This window comes from Nocardioides sp. Z35_8, assembly GCF_059621125.1.
Window position 1 is genome coordinate 210,135 of record NZ_JCAQIE010000003.1, and the last position, 18,858, is coordinate 228,992.

General features: G+C 74.7%; 16 protein-coding genes. 4 read left to right on the top strand and 12 right to left on the bottom strand.

The features are described from left to right. Nucleotides 1-76 precede the first annotated feature (76 nt). A complete protein-coding gene (locus AC54T2_RS15485) occupies nt 77-2,182 on the top strand; it encodes an alkaline phosphatase family protein (protein ID WP_496666610.1) in 2,106 nt (701 codons plus the stop codon). A 178-nt stretch (nt 2,183-2,360) separates the two neighbouring features. Here the strand turns inward: AC54T2_RS15485 and AC54T2_RS15490 are convergent, their stop codons facing one another. From AC54T2_RS15490 to AC54T2_RS15535, 10 genes are all read right to left on the bottom strand, one after another. Beyond that, on the bottom strand, nt 2,361-3,137 hold the full coding sequence (locus tag AC54T2_RS15490; protein ID WP_496666611.1) for an MBL fold metallo-hydrolase: 777 nt from the start codon (nt 3,135-3,137) through the stop codon (nt 2,361-2,363). Between the two features lie 144 nt (nt 3,138-3,281). Beyond that, nucleotides 3,282-3,605, bottom strand: a complete 324-nt coding sequence (locus tag AC54T2_RS15495) for a hypothetical protein (protein ID WP_489976131.1) — start codon at nt 3,603-3,605, stop codon at nt 3,282-3,284. A 195-nt stretch (nt 3,606-3,800) separates the two neighbouring features. Continuing rightward, a complete protein-coding gene (locus AC54T2_RS15500) occupies nt 3,801-5,669 on the bottom strand; it encodes an FtsX-like permease family protein (RefSeq protein ID WP_496666612.1) in 1,869 nt (622 codons plus the stop codon). Then, nucleotides 5,666-6,415 (bottom strand): ABC transporter ATP-binding protein, encoded by a 750-nt coding sequence (locus tag AC54T2_RS15505; protein WP_496666613.1) that lies wholly within the window; start codon nt 6,413-6,415, stop codon nt 5,666-5,668. Before AC54T2_RS15505 ends, AC54T2_RS15500 begins: the two co-directional genes overlap by 4 nt. A gap of 111 nt (nt 6,416-6,526) precedes the next feature. Then, complete coding sequence (locus AC54T2_RS15510) at nt 6,527-7,204, bottom strand: response regulator (protein ID WP_277395317.1); 678 nt, start codon at nt 7,202-7,204, stop codon at nt 6,527-6,529. Further along, nucleotides 7,201-8,448 (bottom strand): sensor histidine kinase, encoded by a 1,248-nt coding sequence (locus tag AC54T2_RS15515; RefSeq protein WP_496666614.1) that lies wholly within the window; start codon nt 8,446-8,448, stop codon nt 7,201-7,203. The genes AC54T2_RS15510 and AC54T2_RS15515 overlap by 4 nt, the downstream gene beginning before the upstream one ends. Nucleotides 8,449-8,681: 233 nt before the next feature. Beyond that, the gene (locus tag AC54T2_RS15520) at nt 8,682-8,957 is read right to left on the bottom strand and encodes a Fe-S cluster assembly protein HesB (protein ID WP_186341949.1); all 276 of its coding nucleotides are present in this window, start codon (nt 8,955-8,957) and stop codon (nt 8,682-8,684) included. A gap of 73 nt (nt 8,958-9,030) precedes the next feature. Beyond that, complete coding sequence (locus AC54T2_RS15525; protein ID WP_496666615.1) at nt 9,031-9,624, bottom strand: hypothetical protein; 594 nt, start codon at nt 9,622-9,624, stop codon at nt 9,031-9,033. A gap of 73 nt (nt 9,625-9,697) precedes the next feature. Continuing rightward, nucleotides 9,698-10,402: a glycoside hydrolase family 16 protein gene (locus tag AC54T2_RS15530; protein WP_496666616.1), complete on the bottom strand. Its 705-nt coding sequence runs from the start codon at nt 10,400-10,402 to the stop codon at nt 9,698-9,700. Nucleotides 10,403-10,468: 66 nt separating this feature from the next. After that, nucleotides 10,469-10,693, bottom strand: coding sequence for a hypothetical protein (locus AC54T2_RS15535; protein ID WP_186341946.1), 225 nt, complete (start codon nt 10,691-10,693; stop codon nt 10,469-10,471). 138 nt (nt 10,694-10,831) lie between these two features. Here AC54T2_RS15535 and AC54T2_RS15540 point away from each other — a divergent pair, with 138 nt between their 5' ends. Further along, nucleotides 10,832-15,376: an ATP-dependent helicase gene (locus tag AC54T2_RS15540; protein ID WP_496666617.1), complete on the top strand. Its 4,545-nt coding sequence runs from the start codon at nt 10,832-10,834 to the stop codon at nt 15,374-15,376. Beyond that, complete coding sequence (locus tag AC54T2_RS15545) at nt 15,369-16,160, top strand: DNA-formamidopyrimidine glycosylase family protein (protein ID WP_496666618.1); 792 nt, start codon at nt 15,369-15,371, stop codon at nt 16,158-16,160. Before AC54T2_RS15540 ends, AC54T2_RS15545 begins: the two co-directional genes overlap by 8 nt. Before the next feature lie 6 nt (nt 16,161-16,166). On the opposite strand, the gene AC54T2_RS15550 is transcribed toward AC54T2_RS15545, so the two are convergent. Next, the gene (locus AC54T2_RS15550; protein WP_186341943.1) at nt 16,167-16,463 is read right to left on the bottom strand and encodes a helix-turn-helix domain-containing protein; all 297 of its coding nucleotides are present in this window, start codon (nt 16,461-16,463) and stop codon (nt 16,167-16,169) included. Nucleotides 16,464-16,566: 103 nt separating this feature from the next. Further along, nucleotides 16,567-17,055, bottom strand: coding sequence for a CinA family protein (locus tag AC54T2_RS15555; RefSeq protein WP_186341942.1), 489 nt, complete (start codon nt 17,053-17,055; stop codon nt 16,567-16,569). An 18-nt stretch (nt 17,056-17,073) separates the two neighbouring features. On the opposite strand from AC54T2_RS15555, the gene AC54T2_RS15560 reads away from it, so the two are divergent. After that, nucleotides 17,074-18,840, top strand: a complete 1,767-nt coding sequence (locus AC54T2_RS15560; protein WP_496666619.1) for a glycoside hydrolase family 15 protein — start codon at nt 17,074-17,076, stop codon at nt 18,838-18,840. Nucleotides 18,841-18,858: the final 18 nt, after the last annotated feature.

Consider the following 18,858-nt stretch of genomic DNA (forward strand, 5'->3'; position numbering starts at 1 on the left):
TGATGGGACGACCCGGCGTTCGGACGATCGGGCGTTCGGACGATCGGGCGTTCGGACGATCCGGGTGGGAGGCGCCATGACGAGCGACGCACCGGTCTCCCGACGCGCGCGCCGACAAGGTCGAGGCCGGTTCGTCCTCGCCGACCTCGCGCGGCTGCTGGCCACCTGGCTGGTCTCCACCCTCCTCCTGTGGCTGGCTGACGCGCTGCTCCCCGACCTCGAGGCCTCCTCACTCGGGAGCCTGGCGGCGGTCGCGGCGGTCAGCGGTGTCGTCGGCTCGCTGGTGCGTCCGCTGCTGGTGGAGGTCGGCGTCCGCCTCGGCTGGCTGACGGTGCTCCCGCTGGCCTTCTGCGCCCAGGGGGTGGTGCTGCACGTCGCGATCCTCCTCGTCCCGGGGATCACCGCGACCTGGCCGGCCGCCTTCTGGGCGAGCTGGGTGTCCGCCGCCGGCGCGACGATCGCGGCCTACGTCCTGACCGCCGGCACCGACGAGTCGCTCACCACCGCCCTCGCCCGTCGGGGCCGGCCGGTGCGGCCGACCGACCCGGAGGTCGACGGCCTGGTCGTCGTCCAGCTCGACGGGGTGCCGTTCCCGGTGCTGCGCTGGGCCGTCCAGGCCGGCGGGGTGCCGACGATCCGCCGGTGGGTGACCACGGGCGCCTACCAGCTCCGCGAGTGGACCCCCCAGCTGCCGTGCACCACCCCGGCCAGCCAGCTCGGCCTGCTGCACGGCACCGTCGCCGGCATCCCGGGCTTCCGGTGGTACGACCGCGAGCTCGGCCGCGTCCTGGTCGCCAACCACCCCGGCGACGCGCGCATCATCGAGGAGCGCGCGCGCGACGGCCGCGGCCTGCTCTGCGAGGACGGCGTCTCGATCTCCAACCTCTTCTCCGGCGACGCGGACAACGCGCTGCTGACGATGAGCCGGGCCAGCCCCCGGGTCGGCTCGGCCCAGACCAGGAGGGCGTTGGCGTGGTTCATGCTCACCCCCACGGGCTTCTCCCGGAGCCTCACCCGCACGCTCGGCCAGGTGGCGAAGGAGCGCTGGCAGGCGCGCGCCCAGGTGCGGCACGACCTGGTGCCCCGCGTCCCCAGGAGCTGGACCTTCGCGCTGCTCCGGTCCGTCACCAACGGCCTGCTGCGCGACCTCAACACCGCGCTGATCGCCGAGGAGATGCAGGCGGGGCGCAAGGTGATCTACGTCGACTACGTCGACTACGACGAGGTCGCGCACCACGCCGGTCTCTTCCGGCACGAGTCCCTGGACGCCCTCGAGGGCCTCGACCGGGTGCTGGGCAACCTGGAGCTGCTCGCCGCGCACGCCGCCCGCCGCTACCGCCTGGTCGTCGTCTCCGACCACGGCCAGGCCCAGGGCCAGCCGTTCGCCGACCGCCACGGCGTGGACCTGCCGACCCTCTGCACCCGGCTGATGGGCGAGGACGTCCACGACTTCGAGGAGACCGACGAGGGCTGGGGCAGGGCCCACGCGCTGGTGCAGGACATCGGTGAGGAGGGCGTCGCGGGCCGGCTCACGGCTCCGGCCCGACGCCGGGTCGAGAGGGAGGGCGAGGACCGCGACGGCAGCCGTGCTCCGGACCGCCCGACCACCCGGCCCGTGGTCCTGGGCTCGGGCAACCTGGGACTGTTCTACGTGCCGGGCCCGACCCGTCAGAGCCTGGACGCGCTCACGGCTCGCTGGCCGCGCCTGCTCCCCGGACTGAGCGAACACCCGGGCGTGGGGTTCATCGCCGGGATCGACGACCACGGGGTCCCCTGGGCCCACGGCGACGGCGGCCGGGTCGACCTGGCCTCGGGCGCCGTCACCGGCACCGACCCGTTGGCCCGGTTCGGCGAGCACGCCCGGCGGGTGCTGCTGCGGGCGGTGCTCGACCCGCGGGCCCCCGACCTCTACGTCAACAGCTCGGTGGACGACCACACCCTCGACATCGCGGCGTTCGAGGAGCTGGTCGGTGCGCACGGCGGCCTGGGCGGATGGCAGGACAGTGCGGTCCTGCTCGCGCCGCAGGACCTCGCCGCCTCCGTGCCGGAGCGCGTCGAGGGCGCCGAGCAGCTCCACCAGGTCCTCCTGGGGTTCCTCCGGCAGTCCGGCCAGCGCCTCGAGTCCGGGCCGCCGCACCCGGCCGTACCCGGCGGCGAAGGCGTACTTGGCGGGGAAGTCTGACACCTGGAGGGGGTTGCAACGGCCTCCAGGTGTCGGAGTCCCCGCTCGAGCGGGGACTCCGACAGCGCCCGGCTCCGACAGCGCCCGGCTCCGACAGCGCCCGGCTCCGACAGCGCCCGGCTCCGGCAGCGCCCGACCCGCCCCGGACCCGACCCGACGAGCGAGACGTACGCCCTGGTCAGGTGTCGCCCGCGGGGGACCAGGTCTCCCCGTGCTCGACGGTGATCACCCGGCAGTCCGGCGCCGTGGCCGCGACCTCGGCCTCGAAGGCGGCGAGGGGGCGTTCGAACCAGTCGCCGAAGGTCGTCATCAGGGGCGCGTGCAGGGTGCCCCAGTGCACCGGCAGGGCGTAGCGCGCCCCGGTCGCGGCGCACGCCCGCGCCGCCTGCGCCGGTCCCATGTGGTTGGCCGACAGCCGCGGGCCCCACCCGCCGATCGGCACGATCGCCACGTCCACCCGCTCGGCGCCGGCCAGCGCGGGCAGGTCGGCCATCCCGTCGTACCAGGCGGTGTCCCCCGCCACCCACAGCGTGGTCGCGTCCGAGCGCACCAGGTGCCCGTGCGCCTCGTTGGGACGGTGCGGCATCGGGCGGCCGTGGTGGACGGCGCGCACCAGCCGCACCTGCACGCCGCCGACGTCGGTCCAGTCCTCCGCGCCCTGGCCGAGCAGGCCCTTGCCTCGCAGCCAGGCCGCGTTGCGGCTGCCGGTCAGGACGGGCACTCCCGCCACCATCCGCAGCGACCGGACCTCGGCGTGGTCGAGGTGCAGGTGGGAGAGCAGCACCGCGTCGGGGTCCGCCCACTGCTCGCGACTCGGCGGCACGGCCCTGCGGCGGAGCACGTTGTTGTGGGTGCGCAGCAGGGGGTCGGTCAGCAGTCGGCAGCCCGCGAGGTCGATCACCACCGTCGAGTGGCCCAACCACGTGAGCCTCAGCCGGTCGCCGGACGCGCGCACCTCATCGAGACTAGCCCTCGCCCGGCGGGCTCGCCGTACGACGTCATGGGGCTCAGCCGTCCGAACCGCGGATCCTCATGACGTCCCGCGCCGTTCGGCGACCAGCGCGACCCGACCTGCCACACGCCCGCGAGCCGCGGCCGGTCAGTCGACGACGTCGCCCGAACGGTCACCTGCCGCGTCGAGTGCAGCGGTCCCGGCCGTGTTGTGGGCGATGCCGACGAGCAGTCGGAGCGTCTCCTCCAGCCAACCGAACGTGACGTAGATCGACACCACGGCGACGAAGGCCCACAGGACCAGCACCGGCGCGGCGTCCGACCCGAGGTTGAGGACGGCGCCCAGGACCGCCATTGCGATGAACAGGATCTTGGCGGTCCCGATCGCGTTGGCGAGGCGCTTCGCGGGCAGCACGTAGGCGTGGCCGGCGTACGGCTCGGCATCGATTCGTGGCGTGGTGGTGTCCCCCATGGCAGCACCGTAGGGGAAGCAAGACGCACGGGCGGACGGAATCGCCGCCACCGACCCGACGGCCGCCGGGGGCGTACGCCCGAGCAGGGCGCCGCGGCCCGCTCGGGCTCGCGACGCCCCCACTTCGGGGCCCAGCGGCGTCATCTCGCGACGAGGCCGGGACCGTGCCGTGGTGACGCGATCCGTGCGGCGCCCTCAGCGCGCCGGACGGGTCGAGGTGCCCACGGTCCGCCCGGCCGTGACGAGGGTGGCGACGACGGCCAGGGCGACGACACCCGCGCTCAGCGCGAGGTAGGCCGGGAGGTCGACGACGGGGACTCCCCAGCCGACGAGCCCGACGCTCGTGCCGAGCACGGCGGGCAGGACGGACACGGTGCCGATGACCCACGCCGCCAGCCCGGTGAGCACCGACTCGGCGCCGGTCATCGCGAGCAGCTGCCGCGGCGTCGCGCCGGTGCGGTGCAGCAGGCGGAACTCCCCGCCGCGGCCGGCCGTGAGCAGCACCAGGGCGTTGAGCGAGCCGAGCCCCACGAAGAGGAGCAGCATCAGGGTGAGGAGCGTCGAGAGGCGCTGGGCGCCCGCGTCGGCACTGGCGGCCGTGGCCACGTGGCGTGCGGTCGGCACGACCTCGACACCGTCGACGCGCACGGCCGCGTCCGCGGACACCAGCGCCAGGTCGGTCGTCGCGTCCACGCCGAGCCCGGCCGGCGTGGCCGGACCGACGATGTGGGGTCCGAGCCCGAGCCCGCGGTCGTACACCGCCACCACGCGCAGGTCCGTCTCGCGACCGTCCGACCGGACCCGGAGCGTGTCGCCCACGCCGGTGCTCGTCTCGAACGAGCTGTCGGAGCTGACGGCCACGGTGCCCGGCTCGGCCAGGTCGGCGAGGTCCCCGCTCACGACGCCGGGGTCCAGCACGGCGCGCTCGACGTCCGGCGGCACGACCAGCAGCCGGGTCGCCTCCCAGGCGAGCGCCTCGGGTCCTTCGTCGTCGACGCGGACCTCGGCCGGGGCGCCCGCGAGGGGGACGACGCCCGTGACGCCGGGGGCGCCGGCGAGGCGCGCGAGCCGGTCGGCGTCCAGGCCCCGGTCGGACGTCGCCACCATGCTGGTGCCGATGGCGTCCCCGAGCTGCCGGGTCGCGGCCTCCTGAAGGGCTCGGTCGACCGTGGTCTGCGTGGTGCCGACCGCCACGACGAGCGCCAGCGGGACGACCACGGCGGTGAGGCGGCGCGAGAATCCGTGCAGGTTGCCGACGGCCAGTCGGGTGCTGGCGCTGCCGCGACCGCCCGACACGGCCGCGGCGCGGCCGAAGGTCCACTCGACCAGCAGCGGGCCGGCCAGCGCGGCGGCACCGATCAGCAGGAACGCCGAGCTGGCGGCGAGGGCGCCGCCCATGGCGCCGGGCAGCACGGCCGGCGTCAGCGCGGCGGACAGCCCTCCGACGGCGGTCACGACCGCGGCGACCCGGCGCACCGGGCCGACCCGGCGCGAGTCCGCCGCGCTGTCGCGTACGGCCGTGGTGGGCGCCGTGCGCAGGGTCTCGCGTGCGGCGAGCCGTCCGGCCAGCAGCGCGGTCGGGACGACGACGAGGACGGCCGCGAGGACGGGGAGCGGCGAGAGGCTCGAGGTGTACCCGGCGTCGACGAGTCCCGCGTCCCGCAGCGCCTGGTCCAGCCAGCGGGCGAGGAACATCCCGGGGACCGCGCCGAGCGGCGCGGCGACCGCGCTGAGCAGCAGCAGCTCGGTGGACACCTGGCGGCGCACCTGGCCGCGGGTGGCGCCGACGACGCGCAGCAGGGCGAACTCGTGCCGGCGCCTGCGCAGCGCCAGGGTCGTCGTCGCGGCGACGACGAGGACGACGAGGACGAGCGCGGTGCCGGCGAACGACGTGCCGAGGGCGACCAGCATGCCGCCCTCCGATCCGGGCAGCCGCAGCCCCGACTCGATGAGCACACCGGTGACGGTCACGAGCGCCGATGCGAGACCGACGACGAGTCCGGTCCCGACCGAGCCGGGCAGGTCGGCGCGGGCGCCCGAGGCGGCCAGCCGCAGCGCGCTCATCGGCTCGTCTCCAGCACCCGGGCGTTGACCTGCTCGGCACTCGGCGCGACGAGCGCGTCGACGACCAGGCCGTCGGCCAGCACGAGGACCTGCTCGGCGCTCGCCGCCACCCGGCTGTCGTGGGTGACGACCACGACGGTCTGCTCGAGGTCGCGCGCCGTGCTGCTCAGCAGCTCCAGCACGGCCGCGCCGGTCGCCGAGTCCAGCGCTCCGGTCGGCTCGTCGGCGAAGACCACCGTCGGGCGGGTGATCAGGGCGCGGGCGATCGCCACGCGTTGGGCCTGGCCTCCCGAGAGCTCCCCGGGCCGGCGCTCGAGCAGCCGCCCCAGGTCGGTGCGCGCGAGGAGGTGGTCGGTCCACGCCGGGTCGGACCGGCGGCCCGCGAGCAGGAGGGGCAGCTCGAGGTTGTCCCGTACGCTCAGGTGGCCGACCAGGTTGTAGGACTGGAAGACGAAGCCGACGTGCTCGCGGCGGAACCGGGTCAGCGCGTCGTCCGACAGGGTGCTGATGTCGTGCCCGCCGACGACGACGCTCCCGCTCGTGGGGCGGTCGAGCCCGGCGGCGCAGTTGAGCAGCGTCGACTTGCCGGAGCCCGACTGGCCGACGATCGCGGTGAGCGATCCCGCCTTCAGCGTGAGGGAGATGCCGCGGAGGGCAGGGGTCGGTTCGGGACCGCTGTCGTAGCTCTTGTGCAGGTCGTGCAGCTCGATCGCGGTCCCCGTGCGTGGGGGTGTCGTGACGGTCATGGCGGTGCTCCATCGGTGCGGTGGGTGGTGACCACCACGCTAGGAACAACACCGCGCGGCCACGAGCCGCGCAGGATGCAACTTCCGGGCTTGCACCTTTGGGTGCAAGCCTCAGCCGTCGACCTCGACCACACCGTTCTGATAGGCCCACACGACCGCCTGCAGCCGCGACTTCACGCCCAGCTTGGGCAGCATCCGGGCGAGGTGCGACTTCACCGTCGAGGTCTCCACCACCAGCGTGCGGGCGACCTCGTCGTTCGACATCCCCTGCGCCAGGAGCAGCAGGATGTCGAGCTCGCGCGGGGTCAGCAGGTCGGTGGCGCGGGCGGCGACGACCGGCTGGGTGCGTCGCCGGGTGACCATCTCGGCCACGACCCGTCGGGTGAGGCTGTTGTCGAGCGTGCCGTGCCCGCCGGCGACCGCGCGGACGGCGTCGACGACGGTCTCCGGCTCGGCGTCCTTGAGCAGGAACCCCGAGGCGCCCGCCTCGAGCGCACCGAACAGGTAGTCGTCGACGTCGAACGTCGTGATGACCAGCACCGGGATCGGGTCGGCCACGTCCGGGCCGCACAGCTCGGCCGTCGCGGTGATGCCGTCGGTCCCAGGCATCCGGATGTCCATGCAGACCACGTCGGCGGCGAGGGACCGCGCGGCGTCGACGGCCGCCCGGCCGTCGGCCACCGCGGCCACCACCTCGAGGTCGGGCTCGGCGCCGATCATCGTCGTCAGCCCCGCGCGTACGAGCGGCTGGTCGTCGGCGACCACCACGCGGATCACGGCGTCGCTCACCGGTCCTCCTCCTCGCGCGGCACGGTCAGGGTGACCACGAAGCCGCCGTCGGGCGTCGGGCCGGTGACGAGGTCGGACCCGGTGAGCTCGGCCCGCTCGCGCATCCCGAGGATGCCGAACCCCCCACCACCACCGGGCAGCGGCGCCGAGGAGGGCGCGACGTTGCGGACGGTGAGGACGAGCGCGGCCGGGTCGCGGGCGTCGACGACGACCTCGCACGCGGCGGCCGGCGCGTGGCGCGCCGCGTTGGCCAGCGCCTCCTGCACCGTGCGGTGCGCCGCCAGCTGGGCCAGCGGCCCGACGTCCAGCTCGGCGAGGCGGTCCGTCGCCGCGCCCAGCACGGTGAGGGTGACGTCGCGACCGGCGGCGCGCGCGTCGCGCACCAGGCGCACCACGCCGTCCAGGGTCTCCGGCTCCACCTCCCGCGCGCCCTCGCCGGTGCCGCCGTCGTCGTCGCGCAGCAGCGCCACGAGTTGTCGTAGGTCCTTGAGCATCGCCGTGCTCTGCTGCCGGACCTGGCGCACCGCCACCTTGGCCCCGGCCGGGTCGGTGTCGATCTGCCGGTCGAGCGCGGCGGTCATCACCGCGATGCCCGAGAGGTGGTGCGCCGCGATGTCGTGCAGCTCGCGCGCCATCGCCGTGCGTTGCCGGGCGACCGCGGCCTGGGTGAGCGCGGCCTGCTCCCCCGCTTGGGCCCGGGCCTGCGCGGCGCGGGCCACGACGGCGTCGCGGCGCGCGACGACGACCGCCCCGACCACCGCGGCGAGCGCCACCGTCCCCACGCCCTGCGCCACCGCCAGACCCACCGATCCCGTCGTGAGTCCCTCGTCGCGGCTCGCGCGCACGACCTCCCCGAGGGCGAGCAGGATGCCCGCTCCCGCCAGCACCGGCACCGCCCGCCCCCACGCGGTCGTGAGCACCACGGCGTACGCCGCGACGAGCGCCGCGACCGTGGTGACGCCGGTTGCCACCCCCAGCCCCGCGGCTGCCGCCAGCGGCACGATCGCGCAGACCGCGAGGAGCGCCACCGCCGCCGACGTACGCCGTTGGACCAGGCCCCGGAGCAGCACGGCGGCCTGGGCGGTGATGGCGACCAACCCCACGACGAGGGTGGCGAGCGTCGGTGCCGACTGCCCGTCCAGCGCGCGGGGCGACGAGGCCCCCACCACCCCGACACCGGCGAGGAGGACCAGCGCCACAGCCCACGCACCGACCACCGTCACGGGACGGAGCTGACTTGCCACAGCGGCGAGCCTACCCAGTGCGGCACCCCCCGGACCGGACCGCCCTCCTCGCCCCGTCCGCCCGGGTAGTGAGGGACGGAACGGGTGGTCCGGGGGCCGATTTCCGACCAGACCGTCCCTCACTACCCCGAAGCGGGACGAGGCGGGCGGCCGCCGGAGACAACGGAGTCCTGGGCCCCCATGGGCCCAGGACTCCGTCGGTTCTGGTGTCGGCCGGGTGCCGGCCGGGTGGGTCAGGCCTGCTGGCCGAGCGCGAACTGGATGTTGCCCTCCTCGTCCACGCCCCCATCGAGCACCTTGTCGGCGAGGAACTCCGATGCCGGCCCGTCGACGTAGATCGTGGCTCCGTCCTGCTCGACGACCAGGTCGTCGGCCTCCGCGTGGTCGGCGGGGCTCACGGACAGGGACTGCCCGTCCGCCTCGGTGGCGATGCGGAGTGCGGAGATCTCCGGCACCTCCTCGGCGAGCCTCTTGACGATGTCGGTCACGTTCTCGGTGAGAGCAAGCACGAGCTCTCCTTCCGTAGGGAGAATGTGTCTGCTCCACCCTTGCTCGCACACGCGGGTCATGCAAACGGGCAGGTCACGAGGCGCTGTCGAGCACCCGCCGCACCACGCGCCGCCGCAGGGTGGGCGAGGCCACCACCTCGTAGCCGGCCTCGAGGAAGACCTGCACCAGGCCCACCGAGGCCTCGTCCCAGATCACGGTCTTTCCCGCCGGGGGGTCGATCGGGTAGCCCTCCAGGACGCGGGCGCCGACCTGCTCGCCGTACGCCACGGTGGCAGCGGCGAGCTCGTAGGTCAGTCCCGCACGTCGCCAGCCCTTGCGCACGACGAAGCAGGTGACCGACCAGACCCCCTCGAGGTCGGGGTCCATCCGCATCCAGGCCTGCTTGCGGCTCCACAGCCGGGGGTAGTTCTCCCGCGGCTCCACCGCCACCCACCCGGCCGGCTCGCCGTCGACGTACCCGATCAGCCCGGACGTCGGACCGGCGGTGCCGCAGGCGGTCTGCTCGACCAGCGCGGTGTCCCTCTGCTCCTGGGTGGTGTCGCGCCAGATCCAGCCCGGCACCTTCATGGCCTGGCAACGGCACTTGTGAGCTCCCCCGGTGGCGAACACCGCCTCGACGTCCTCAGCCGTCGCGCGGTTGGCCGGGAGCCAGGTGAAGTCGGACATGGGCCGACCCTACGACCGGCCGGGCCCGTGCGCGGGACGGATCGGAGACAGGGCGGGCGCCGGCGACGAGACCCTAGGGGAGCGCCTCGACGCGGATCCGGTCGACCAGGAGCACCGCAGGGAGCTCCGGGTCGTCGGTGTCGTGGCCGGGCCAGTCGCCCCCGATCGCCAGGTTGACGAGGAGGAAGAAGGCATGGTCGAACGGCCAGGGGCCGGGGACGTCGGCCGGCGCCACCCGGTGGTGCTCCCGGCCGTCGAGGCGCCACGTGATCCCGGACCGGTCCCAGACGACGGCGTAGTCGTGGAAGTCCTCGGACAGGTCCGTGCCTGCGTCCATCGCCGAGCCGATGCCCCCGCCGATCCCGCTGAAGCCCGGGCCGTGGACCGTGCCGTGCGCGCGCCCGGGATCGGCTCCGACGTGCTCCATGACGTCGATCTCGCCACACCCGGGCCAGCCGACCTCGTCGATGTCGGTGCCCAGCATCCAGAAGGCGGGCCACGTGCCGCGGCCACCCGGCACCTTGATGCGCGCCTCGACCCGGCCGTACGTCGTGGCGAAGCCGGTGCGCGTCGTCAGCCGTGCCGAGGTGATCGTGCCGTCGGGCTCGCGCCGCGCCGTGATCGCGAGGTGCCCGGCGCCGTCGAGGGCGGCGTTGGCCACGTCGTCGGTGTAGACCTGTCGCTGCCGGTCACCCCAGCCTCCGCCGCCGAGGTCGTGGGTCCACACCCGCGGGTCGGGCCGCTGCCCCGCTGCCCCCGCGAAGTCCTGGACCCACATCGGCCCAGTATGGCGGTCCCGGCGACCTCACGGGCCGGGGCGGAGCGGCGCGCAACGGCTGCGGCTTCACCCGGACGTCGAGCACTCCAGCTCCGCGATCCGCACCCGGAGACACCGCTCCGCCGTACGCCAGAGGGTGGCGGAGTGCGCGTGGCGGTGCTGAACGGCGGTGCCGGGTCGCGCCCGGTCGCGGCAGGCCTCCTGCTCCTCGGCCCGCGCCGCGAACGAGTCGGCAGCGACAGCCAGCTCACGGACCACCGTGGCCGTCTCGTCGAGAAGAACTGCCGTCATGGCCCCACTCTGCGCGCGTGGACGCCGCACGCGCGGCTGTCGGCGCGAACATCCACCATTTGGTGGGGGCGGCGCCGGACGGCCGCGCACCGCCTTCAGGGCGGGTCCGGTGTCGGGCCTCGGTGCAAGACTGCAGGCATGACCGCCCTCGACCGCTTCAGCGCGCCCACGCGCGCGTGGTTCGAGGCGTCGTTCGCGAGCCCGACCCCGGCGCAGGAGGGCGCGTGGGACGCCATCGCCGCCGGCAAGCACGCGCTCGTCGTCGCCCCGACCGGCAGCGGCAAGACGCTGAGTGCGTTCCTCCACGCCATCGACCGGCTGCTCAGCACGGAGCGCCCCGACGACAAGACCCGGCGCACCCGCGTCCTCTACATCTCCCCGCTCAAGGCGCTCGGCGTCGACGTCGAGCGCAACCTCCGCGCTCCCCTGACCGGCATCCGCCACACCGCCGAGCGGCTCGAGACCACGGTCCCCGACCTCACGGTCGGCCTGCGCTCCGGCGACACCAGCCCCGCCGAGCGGCGCAAGCTCGGCACCACCCCGCCCGACATCCTGATCACCACGCCCGAGTCGCTGTTCCTGATGCTCACCAGCCAGGCGCGCGAGACGCTGCGTGGCGTCGACACGGTGATCATCGACGAGGTCCACGCCGTCGCCGGCACCAAGCGCGGCGCCCACCTCGGCATCAGCCTCGAGCGCCTCGACGCCCTGCTCGACCGGCCCGCCCAGCGCATCGGCCTCAGCGCGACGGTGCGTCCCCTGGAGGAGGTGGCGCGGTTCCTCGGCGGCACCCAGCCCGTCGAGATCGTCGCCCCGCCCAGCACCAAGGAGTGGGACCTGCGGGTCGTCGTGCCGGTCGAGGACATGACGATGCCCGAGGAGTACGACGAGGAGTCGGGCGACCCGGGTCGCTCGACCAGCATCTGGCCGCACGTCGAGGAGCACGTCGTCGACCTCGTCGAGCAGCACCGCTCCACGATCGTCTTCGCCAACTCGCGCCGCCTCGCCGAGCGGCTCACCGCGCGGCTCAACGAGATCGCCACCGACCGCGCCGAGCGGGCCGCCGCAGGAGTCGGGGAGGCCGACGGCCGGGAGGCTCCCGGCCACGGACCGCCGGCCCAGGTCATGGCCCAGTCGGGGCAGAGCAGCGGCGCCGGCACGATCATCGCCAAGGCCCACCACGGCTCGGTCTCCAAGGAGCAGCGCGCCGTCATCGAGGACGACCTCAAGCGCGGGCGGCTGCCCTGCGTGGTCGCCACCAGCAGCCTCGAGCTCGGCATCGACATGGGATCGGTCGACCTCGTCGTCCAGATCGAGTCCCCGCCGAGCGTCGCCAGCGCGCTCCAGCGCGTCGGTCGCGCCGGCCACCAGGTCGGCGAGGTCAGCCGCGGCGTGCTGTTCCCCAAGCACCGCGGCGACCTCGCGCAGACCGCCGTGTCGGTCGAGCGGATGCGCTCGGGCGCCATCGAGCGGATGGCGGTGCCGACCAACCCCCTCGACGTCCTCGCCCAGCAGGTCGTCGCCGCCCTCGCGATGGAGGAGTGGCACGTCGACGAGCTGTTCGCCCTCGTCACCCGCTCCGCCTCCTACACCCAGCTCCCCCGCTCGGCGTTCGACGCCACCCTCGACCTGCTGAGCGGGCGCTACCCCAGCGAGGAGTTCGCCGAGCTGCGCCCCCGCATCGTGTGGGACCGGGTGACCGACAAGCTCAGCGGACGCCCCGGCGCCCAGCGGCTCGCCGTCACCAGCGGCGGCACCATCCCCGACCGCGGGCTGTTCGGCGTCTTCCTCGTCGGCGAGAAGGCCAGCCGGGTCGGCGAGCTCGACGAGGAGATGGTCTACGAGTCGCGCGTGGGCGACGTCTTCGCCCTCGGCGCCACCAGCTGGCGCATCGAGGACATCACCCACGACCGCGTGCTCGTGACGCCGGCGCCCGGCATCCCGGGCCGCCTGCCGTTCTGGAAGGGCGACGCCCTCGGCCGCCCCGCCGAGCTCGGCGCGGCCGTCGGCGCGTTCACCCGCGAGCTGGCCGCCAAGCCGGTGGCCGCGGCGATCGCGAGTGTCCGCGAACGGGGCCTCGACGTCAACGCGGCCACCAACCTCGTCACCTACCTCGGCGAGCAGCGCGAGGCCACGCAGGTCGTGCCCAACGACACCCAGATCGTGGTCGAGCGGTTCCGCGACGAGCTCGGCGACTGGCGCCTGGTCGTCCACTCCCCCTACGGCACCCCGGTCCACGCCCCCTGGGCGCTGGCCATCAACGCCCGGCTGCGCGAGCGCTTCGACATCGACGGCCAGGCGGTCGCCTCCGACGACGGCATCGTCATCCGCATCCCCGACACCGACGCCGAGCCGCCCACCGGCGAGGTCATCGTCTTCGAGCCCGACGAGATCGAGCAGCTCGTCACCCAGGAGGTCGGCGGGTCGGCGCTGTTCGCCAGCCGCTTCCGCGAGTGCGCCGCCCGCGCCCTGCTGCTCCCGCGCCGCGACCCGGGACGGCGCAGCCCGCTGTGGCAGCAGCGCCAACGCAGCGCCCAGCTCCTGGAGGTGGCGAGCCGCTACCCCGCGTTCCCCATCGTGCTGGAGGCCGTGCGCGAGTGCCTGCAGGACGTCTACGACCTGCCCGCCCTGGTCACCCTGCTGGGTCGCGTGCAGCGGCGCGAGGTCACCGTCCTCGACGTCGCGACCACCCAGCCCAGTCCGTTCGCCCGCAGCCTGCTCTTCGGCTACGTCGCGCAGTTCGTCTACGAGGGCGACTCCCCCATCGCCGAGCGCCGCGCCGCCGCGCTGTCCCTCGACCAGGGTCTGCTGGCCGAGCTGCTCGGCCGGGCCGAGCTGCGCGAGCTGCTCGACCCCGAGGTGCTGACCGAGGTCGAGGCCGAGCTCCAGTGGCTCGCCCCCGACCGTCGCGCCCGCGACGCCGAGGCCGTCGCCGACCTGCTGCGCCTGGTCGGACCGCTGTCGACCGACGAGATCCGGGCGAGGGCGGTCGACGGCGCCGACGTCGAGACGTGGCTGTCCTCCCTCGACCGCCGGGTCGCGCTGGTCCGGATGGCCGGGGAGGACCGGTGGACCGCGATCGAGGACATCGGCCGGCTGCGCGACGGCCTCGGCGTGCCCGTCCCGGTCGGCACCCCCGAGGCGTTCCTCCAGCTGCCCGACGACCCGCTCGGCGACCTCGTCTCGCGCTACGCCCGCAGCCACGGCCCGTTCACCACCGCCGAGGTCGCGACCCGGCTCGGCCTCGGCGAGGCGGTCGCGCGACAGACCCTCCAGCGGCTCGCGCACCGCGGGCGGGTGCTCGACGGCGAGTTCCGACCCTCGGGATCGGGCACCGAGTGGTGCGACGCCGAGGTGCTGCGCAAGCTGCGTCGCCGCTCGCTCGCCCGCCTGCGCCAGGAGATCGAGCCGGTCGGCCACGACGCGGTCGCCCGCTTCCTGCCCGCGTGGCAGCGGGTGGGCGGCTCGCTGCGCGGGGTCGACGGGGTCGTCGCCGCCATCGACCAGCTGGCCGGGTGTCCCGTCCCCGCCAGCGCCCTCGAGCCGCTGGTCCTCGCGGCCCGCGTCCGCGACTACGAGCCGTCGATGCTCGACGAGCTCACCGCCTCCGGAGAGGTCATCTGGACCGGCCACGCGCCACTGCCGGGCAGCGACGGCTGGGTCAGCCTCCACCTCGCCGACCAGGCGCACCTGACCCTGCCCGAGGTCGAGGGCGACGAGCCCGACGGCCTCCAGCGGGCCGTCCTCGACGCGCTCGACCCGGGAGGGGCCTGGTTCTTCCGCCAGCTCGCCGACCGGGTCGGCTCCACCACCGACGCCGAGCTCAGCACCGCCCTGTGGGAGCTGGTGTGGAAGGGCCTGGTCACCAACGACACGCTCGCCCCGCTGCGTGCGCTCGTCCGCAGCGGCACGCCCTCCCACCGCACCCGGCGTACGCCACCGCGGATGGGGCGCACGACCCGGGGCCGGATGCCGGTGCGCACCGGCCCGCCCGAGACCGCCGGCCGCTGGGCGCTGCTTCCCGAGCGCGACGGCGACCCGACCCGACGCGCGCACGCCCGCGCCGAGCACCTCCTCGAGCGGCACGGCGTCGTCACCCGCGGCGCCGTCGTCAGCGAGCGCGTGGCGGGCGGCTTCGCGGGCGTCTACAAGGTGCTCAGCGCCTTCGAGGACACCGGCCGCTGCCGCCGCGGCTACTTCATCGAGGGCCTGGGGGCCGCTCAGTTCGGCACCGCCGGCGCGATCGACCGGCTGCGCACCTTCGCCGAGCCCGACAGCGCCAGGCCCGGCACCAAGCCGTCGGTCGTCGCCCTCGCGGCCACCGACCCGGCCAACGTCTACGGCGCCGCCCTGCCGTGGCCCGACGCCGGCGACCCCGAGCGCGCCGGCCACCGGCCCGGCCGCAAGGCGGGCGCCCTGGTCGTGCTCGTCGACGGCGCGTTGACCGTCTACGTCGAGCGCGGCGGCCGCACGCTGCTCACCTGGAGCGACGACCTCGACGTGCTCACGCCGGCGATGGCCGCCCTGGCCGAGGCCGCCCGCCGTGGCGCGCTCGGTCGGCTCACCGTGGAGAAGGCCGACGGGCAGGCGCTCATCGGCAGCGGCCGAGAGACCCCGATCCGGCTGGCGCTGACGGCGGCGGGGTTCGTGGCGACGCCGAAGGGGTTGAGGCTGCGTGCCTGAGGGGGACACCGTCTACCGGGCCGCGGCCAGGCTCGACCGCGCGCTCACCGGTCACCGGCTCACGCTCACCGACTTCCGCGTGCCGGCCTTCGCCACCGTCGACCTCCGCGAGGGCACCGTCATCCGCACCCTGTCGCGCGGCAAGCACCTGCTCACCCGCGTCGACCACGAGCGCGCCTGGACGATCCACACCCACCTCAAGATGGAGGGCTCGTGGCACGTCTACCCCACGGGCGAGCGGTGGCGACGTCCCGACGCCCAGGTCCGCCTGGTGCTGGGCATCGCGGGCCGCACGGCGGTCGGTTTCCAGCTCGGCGTCGTCGAGCTGGTGCCGCGCGAGCAGGAGGCCGGGCTCGTGGCGCACCTCGGCCCCGACCTGCTCGGGCCCGACTGGGACGCCGACCGTGCCCTGGCCAACCTGCGGTCCCAGCCGGCTCGCCCGATCGGCGAGGCGCTGCTCGACCAGCGCAACCTGGCGGGCATCGGCAACATGTACATGGCCGAGCTGTGCTTCACGATGGGTGTCAACCCCGCCGACGCCGTGGCGACGGTCGACCAGCTCCCCCGGCTCGTGCGCCGCGGCCAGCAGATGCTCCAGGCCAACAAGGAGCGGGCGATCCAGACCACGACCGGCGACCTCCGTCCCCGGGAGCGGATGTGGGTCTACCGGCGCGACCGCTCGCCGTGTCGGCGCTGCGGCACGCCGATCGCGGTCGCGATGCTCGGCGACCCGGGGCGTGAGCGGGCCGCCTACTGGTGCCCGAGCTGCCAGCCCGCGCGATGAGCCGGGTCAGGCGGCGGAGGCCACCACGTCGCGGGCCGGGCGGGCGCTGACGACCATGCCGAGGGCCGCCTCCTCGATCGAGACCGCGTCGGCGACCTCGCGCAGCACGTCCGACAGCGGCAGGTCCATCGCCTGGCACAGCGACGCCAGGAGCTCGGACGACGCCTCCTTCTGGCCCCGCTCGATCTCGGAGATGTAGCCCAGGCTGACGCGAGCCTCGGCCGACAGCTCCCGCAGGGTCATCCCGCGCTGCATCCGCGCACGCCGGAGCACGTCGCCGAGCAGTCGTCGGAAGAGCACCATGCGTGAGTCCTTGCTCTCGGAGTTGCGTGGGTGAGGAAGTCTCTGCCCCAACGCTACCCGAGGGCCCCTTCTTCCCGACCGGTTACCCGCACTTCGACGCCGATCAGGACCTCAGCTGGTCCGCCAGGAGCGCCAGGACCGCGTCGCACGTGGCCTCGCGGATCGCCGCCCGGTCGCCGTCGAGGCCCAGCAGGCGCGCCGTCGACCCGTCCGGACCGGCCACCGCCACCCAGACCGTCCCGACCGGCCGGCCCTCCTGCTCGTCGGGCCCGGCGACCCCGGTGGTGGCCAGGCCCCACGTGGTCGCGAGGCGGTCGCGCACGCCGCTCGCCATCGCGAGCGCGCACTCCTGGGACACCACGCCGTGCTCCTCGACCACCGCGGCGGGGATGCCGAGCGTCGCGACCTTGACCCTCGTGGCGTACGACACCACTCCCCCGACGAAGCCGCGTGACGCGCCCGGCACGTCCGTCAGCCGCGCCGCCAGCAGCCCGCCGGTCAGCGACTCGGCCGTCGCGAGGGTCTCGTCGCGCCGCGCCAGGGACGCCAGGACGCGCGCGGCGGTGTCGCCTGCCCGATCCCCTGACCACATGTCGGCGAGACTAGCCGCATGGCACTTCCCATCGAGGACTACGCACTCATCGGCGACCGCGGCACGGCCGCTCTGGTGGGCAAGGACGGCTCGATCGACTGGCTCTGCCTGCCGCGCTTCGACTCCCCCGCGTGCTTCGCGGCGCTGCTGGGCACCGAGGACAACGGCCGGTGGCTGCTGGCTCCGGCCGACGAGGTCGTCGCCACCAGCAGGCGCTACGTCGACGGCACCGCGGTGCTCGAGACGACGTTCACCACCGCGGACGGCGAGGTGGTGCTGCTCGACGCGATGCCGGCCCGCGACGGCCGCGCGGACGTCGTACGCCGCCTGACGTGCACCCGCGGCACGGTGCGGATCCGCCACGACTGGGTGGTGCGCACCGATTACGGCCAGGTGCGGCCGTGGGTGAGCCGCGAGAGCGCGCACGGCAGTGAGCTGGTGGTGGCGGTCGCGGGTCCCGACAAGCTCGTCCTCCGGGGGCCCCACCTGCCCCGGGGCCACGACGGCCACCACAGCGACGAGTTCGACCTCTCGGCCGGCGACGAGGTGACGTTCTCCACCACCTGGGTGCACTCGTGGAACGACGTGCCCGAGCCCCTGGACTTCGATCGGCGCATCGCCGCCACGATCGCCGACCAGCGTGCCTGGTCCGACCACGCGCCCGGCGACGTCGCGCACGCCGACCTGGTGCAGCGCAGCCTGCTCACGCTGCTGCTCATGACGCACGACGAGACGGGCGGGATCGTCGCCGCCCCGACCACCTCGCTCCCCGAGCACTTCGGCGGCGAGCGCAACTGGGACTACCGCTTCTGCTGGTTGCGCGACGCGGCCCTCACCCTGGAGTCGCTGCTCGGGGCCGGATACCCCGACGAGGCGCTCCAGTGGCGTGACTGGCTGCTGCGGGCAGTGGCCGGCGACCCGGCCGACCTGCAGATCATGTATGCCGTCGACGGCGGCCGCCAGCTGCCCGAGCGCGAGGTGCCGCACCTGCCGGGGTATGCCGACAGCAGGCCCGTGCGGATCGGCAACGGCGCCGTCTCGCAGCGGCAGAACGACGTGCTGGGCGAGGTGATGATCGCGCTCGAGCTGGCCCGCGAGGCCGGCCTGCACGAGACGCCCAACTCGTGGGCGCTGCAGCGCGCCCTCGTCGACGAGCTCGCCGAGCACTGGGACGAGCCCGACAACGGCCTGTGGGAGATCCGCGGGCCGCAGCGCCACTTCACCCACTCGCGCGTCATGGTCTGGGTCGCGTTCGACCGCGCGGTGCGGGCGATCGAGCGGCACGGCCTCGACGGCCCGCTGGAGCGGTGGCGCGAGCTGCGCGACCGGGTGCGCGAGGAGGTGCTCGACAAGGGCTTCGACCACCAGCGCGGCACCTTCACCCAGCACTACGACACCACCGAGGTGGACGCGTCGCTGCTCACGATCCCGCTCGTCGGCTTCCTGCCCGGTGACGACCCCCGCGTGCTGGGCACGATCGGCGCGGTGCGCGCCGACCTGTCGGTCGACGGCCTCCTCCTGCGCTACCGCACCGAGACGGGGGTCGACGGGATCCCCGGCGACGAGAACCCGTTCCTCGCCTGCTCGTTCTGGCTGGTCTCCGCGCTCGCGGCCGCCGGGCGCCGCGACGAGGCGCACGCGCTGATGGATCGCCTCTGCGCACTGGCCAACGACGTGGGCCTGCTCTCGGAGGAGTACGACGTCGGCCACCGCCGGATGGCGGGCAACTTCCCGCAGGCCTTCAGCCACCTGACCCTCGTGCAAGCGGCCCTCGCCCTGCGCTGAGCAGGACGAGGGCCGCGA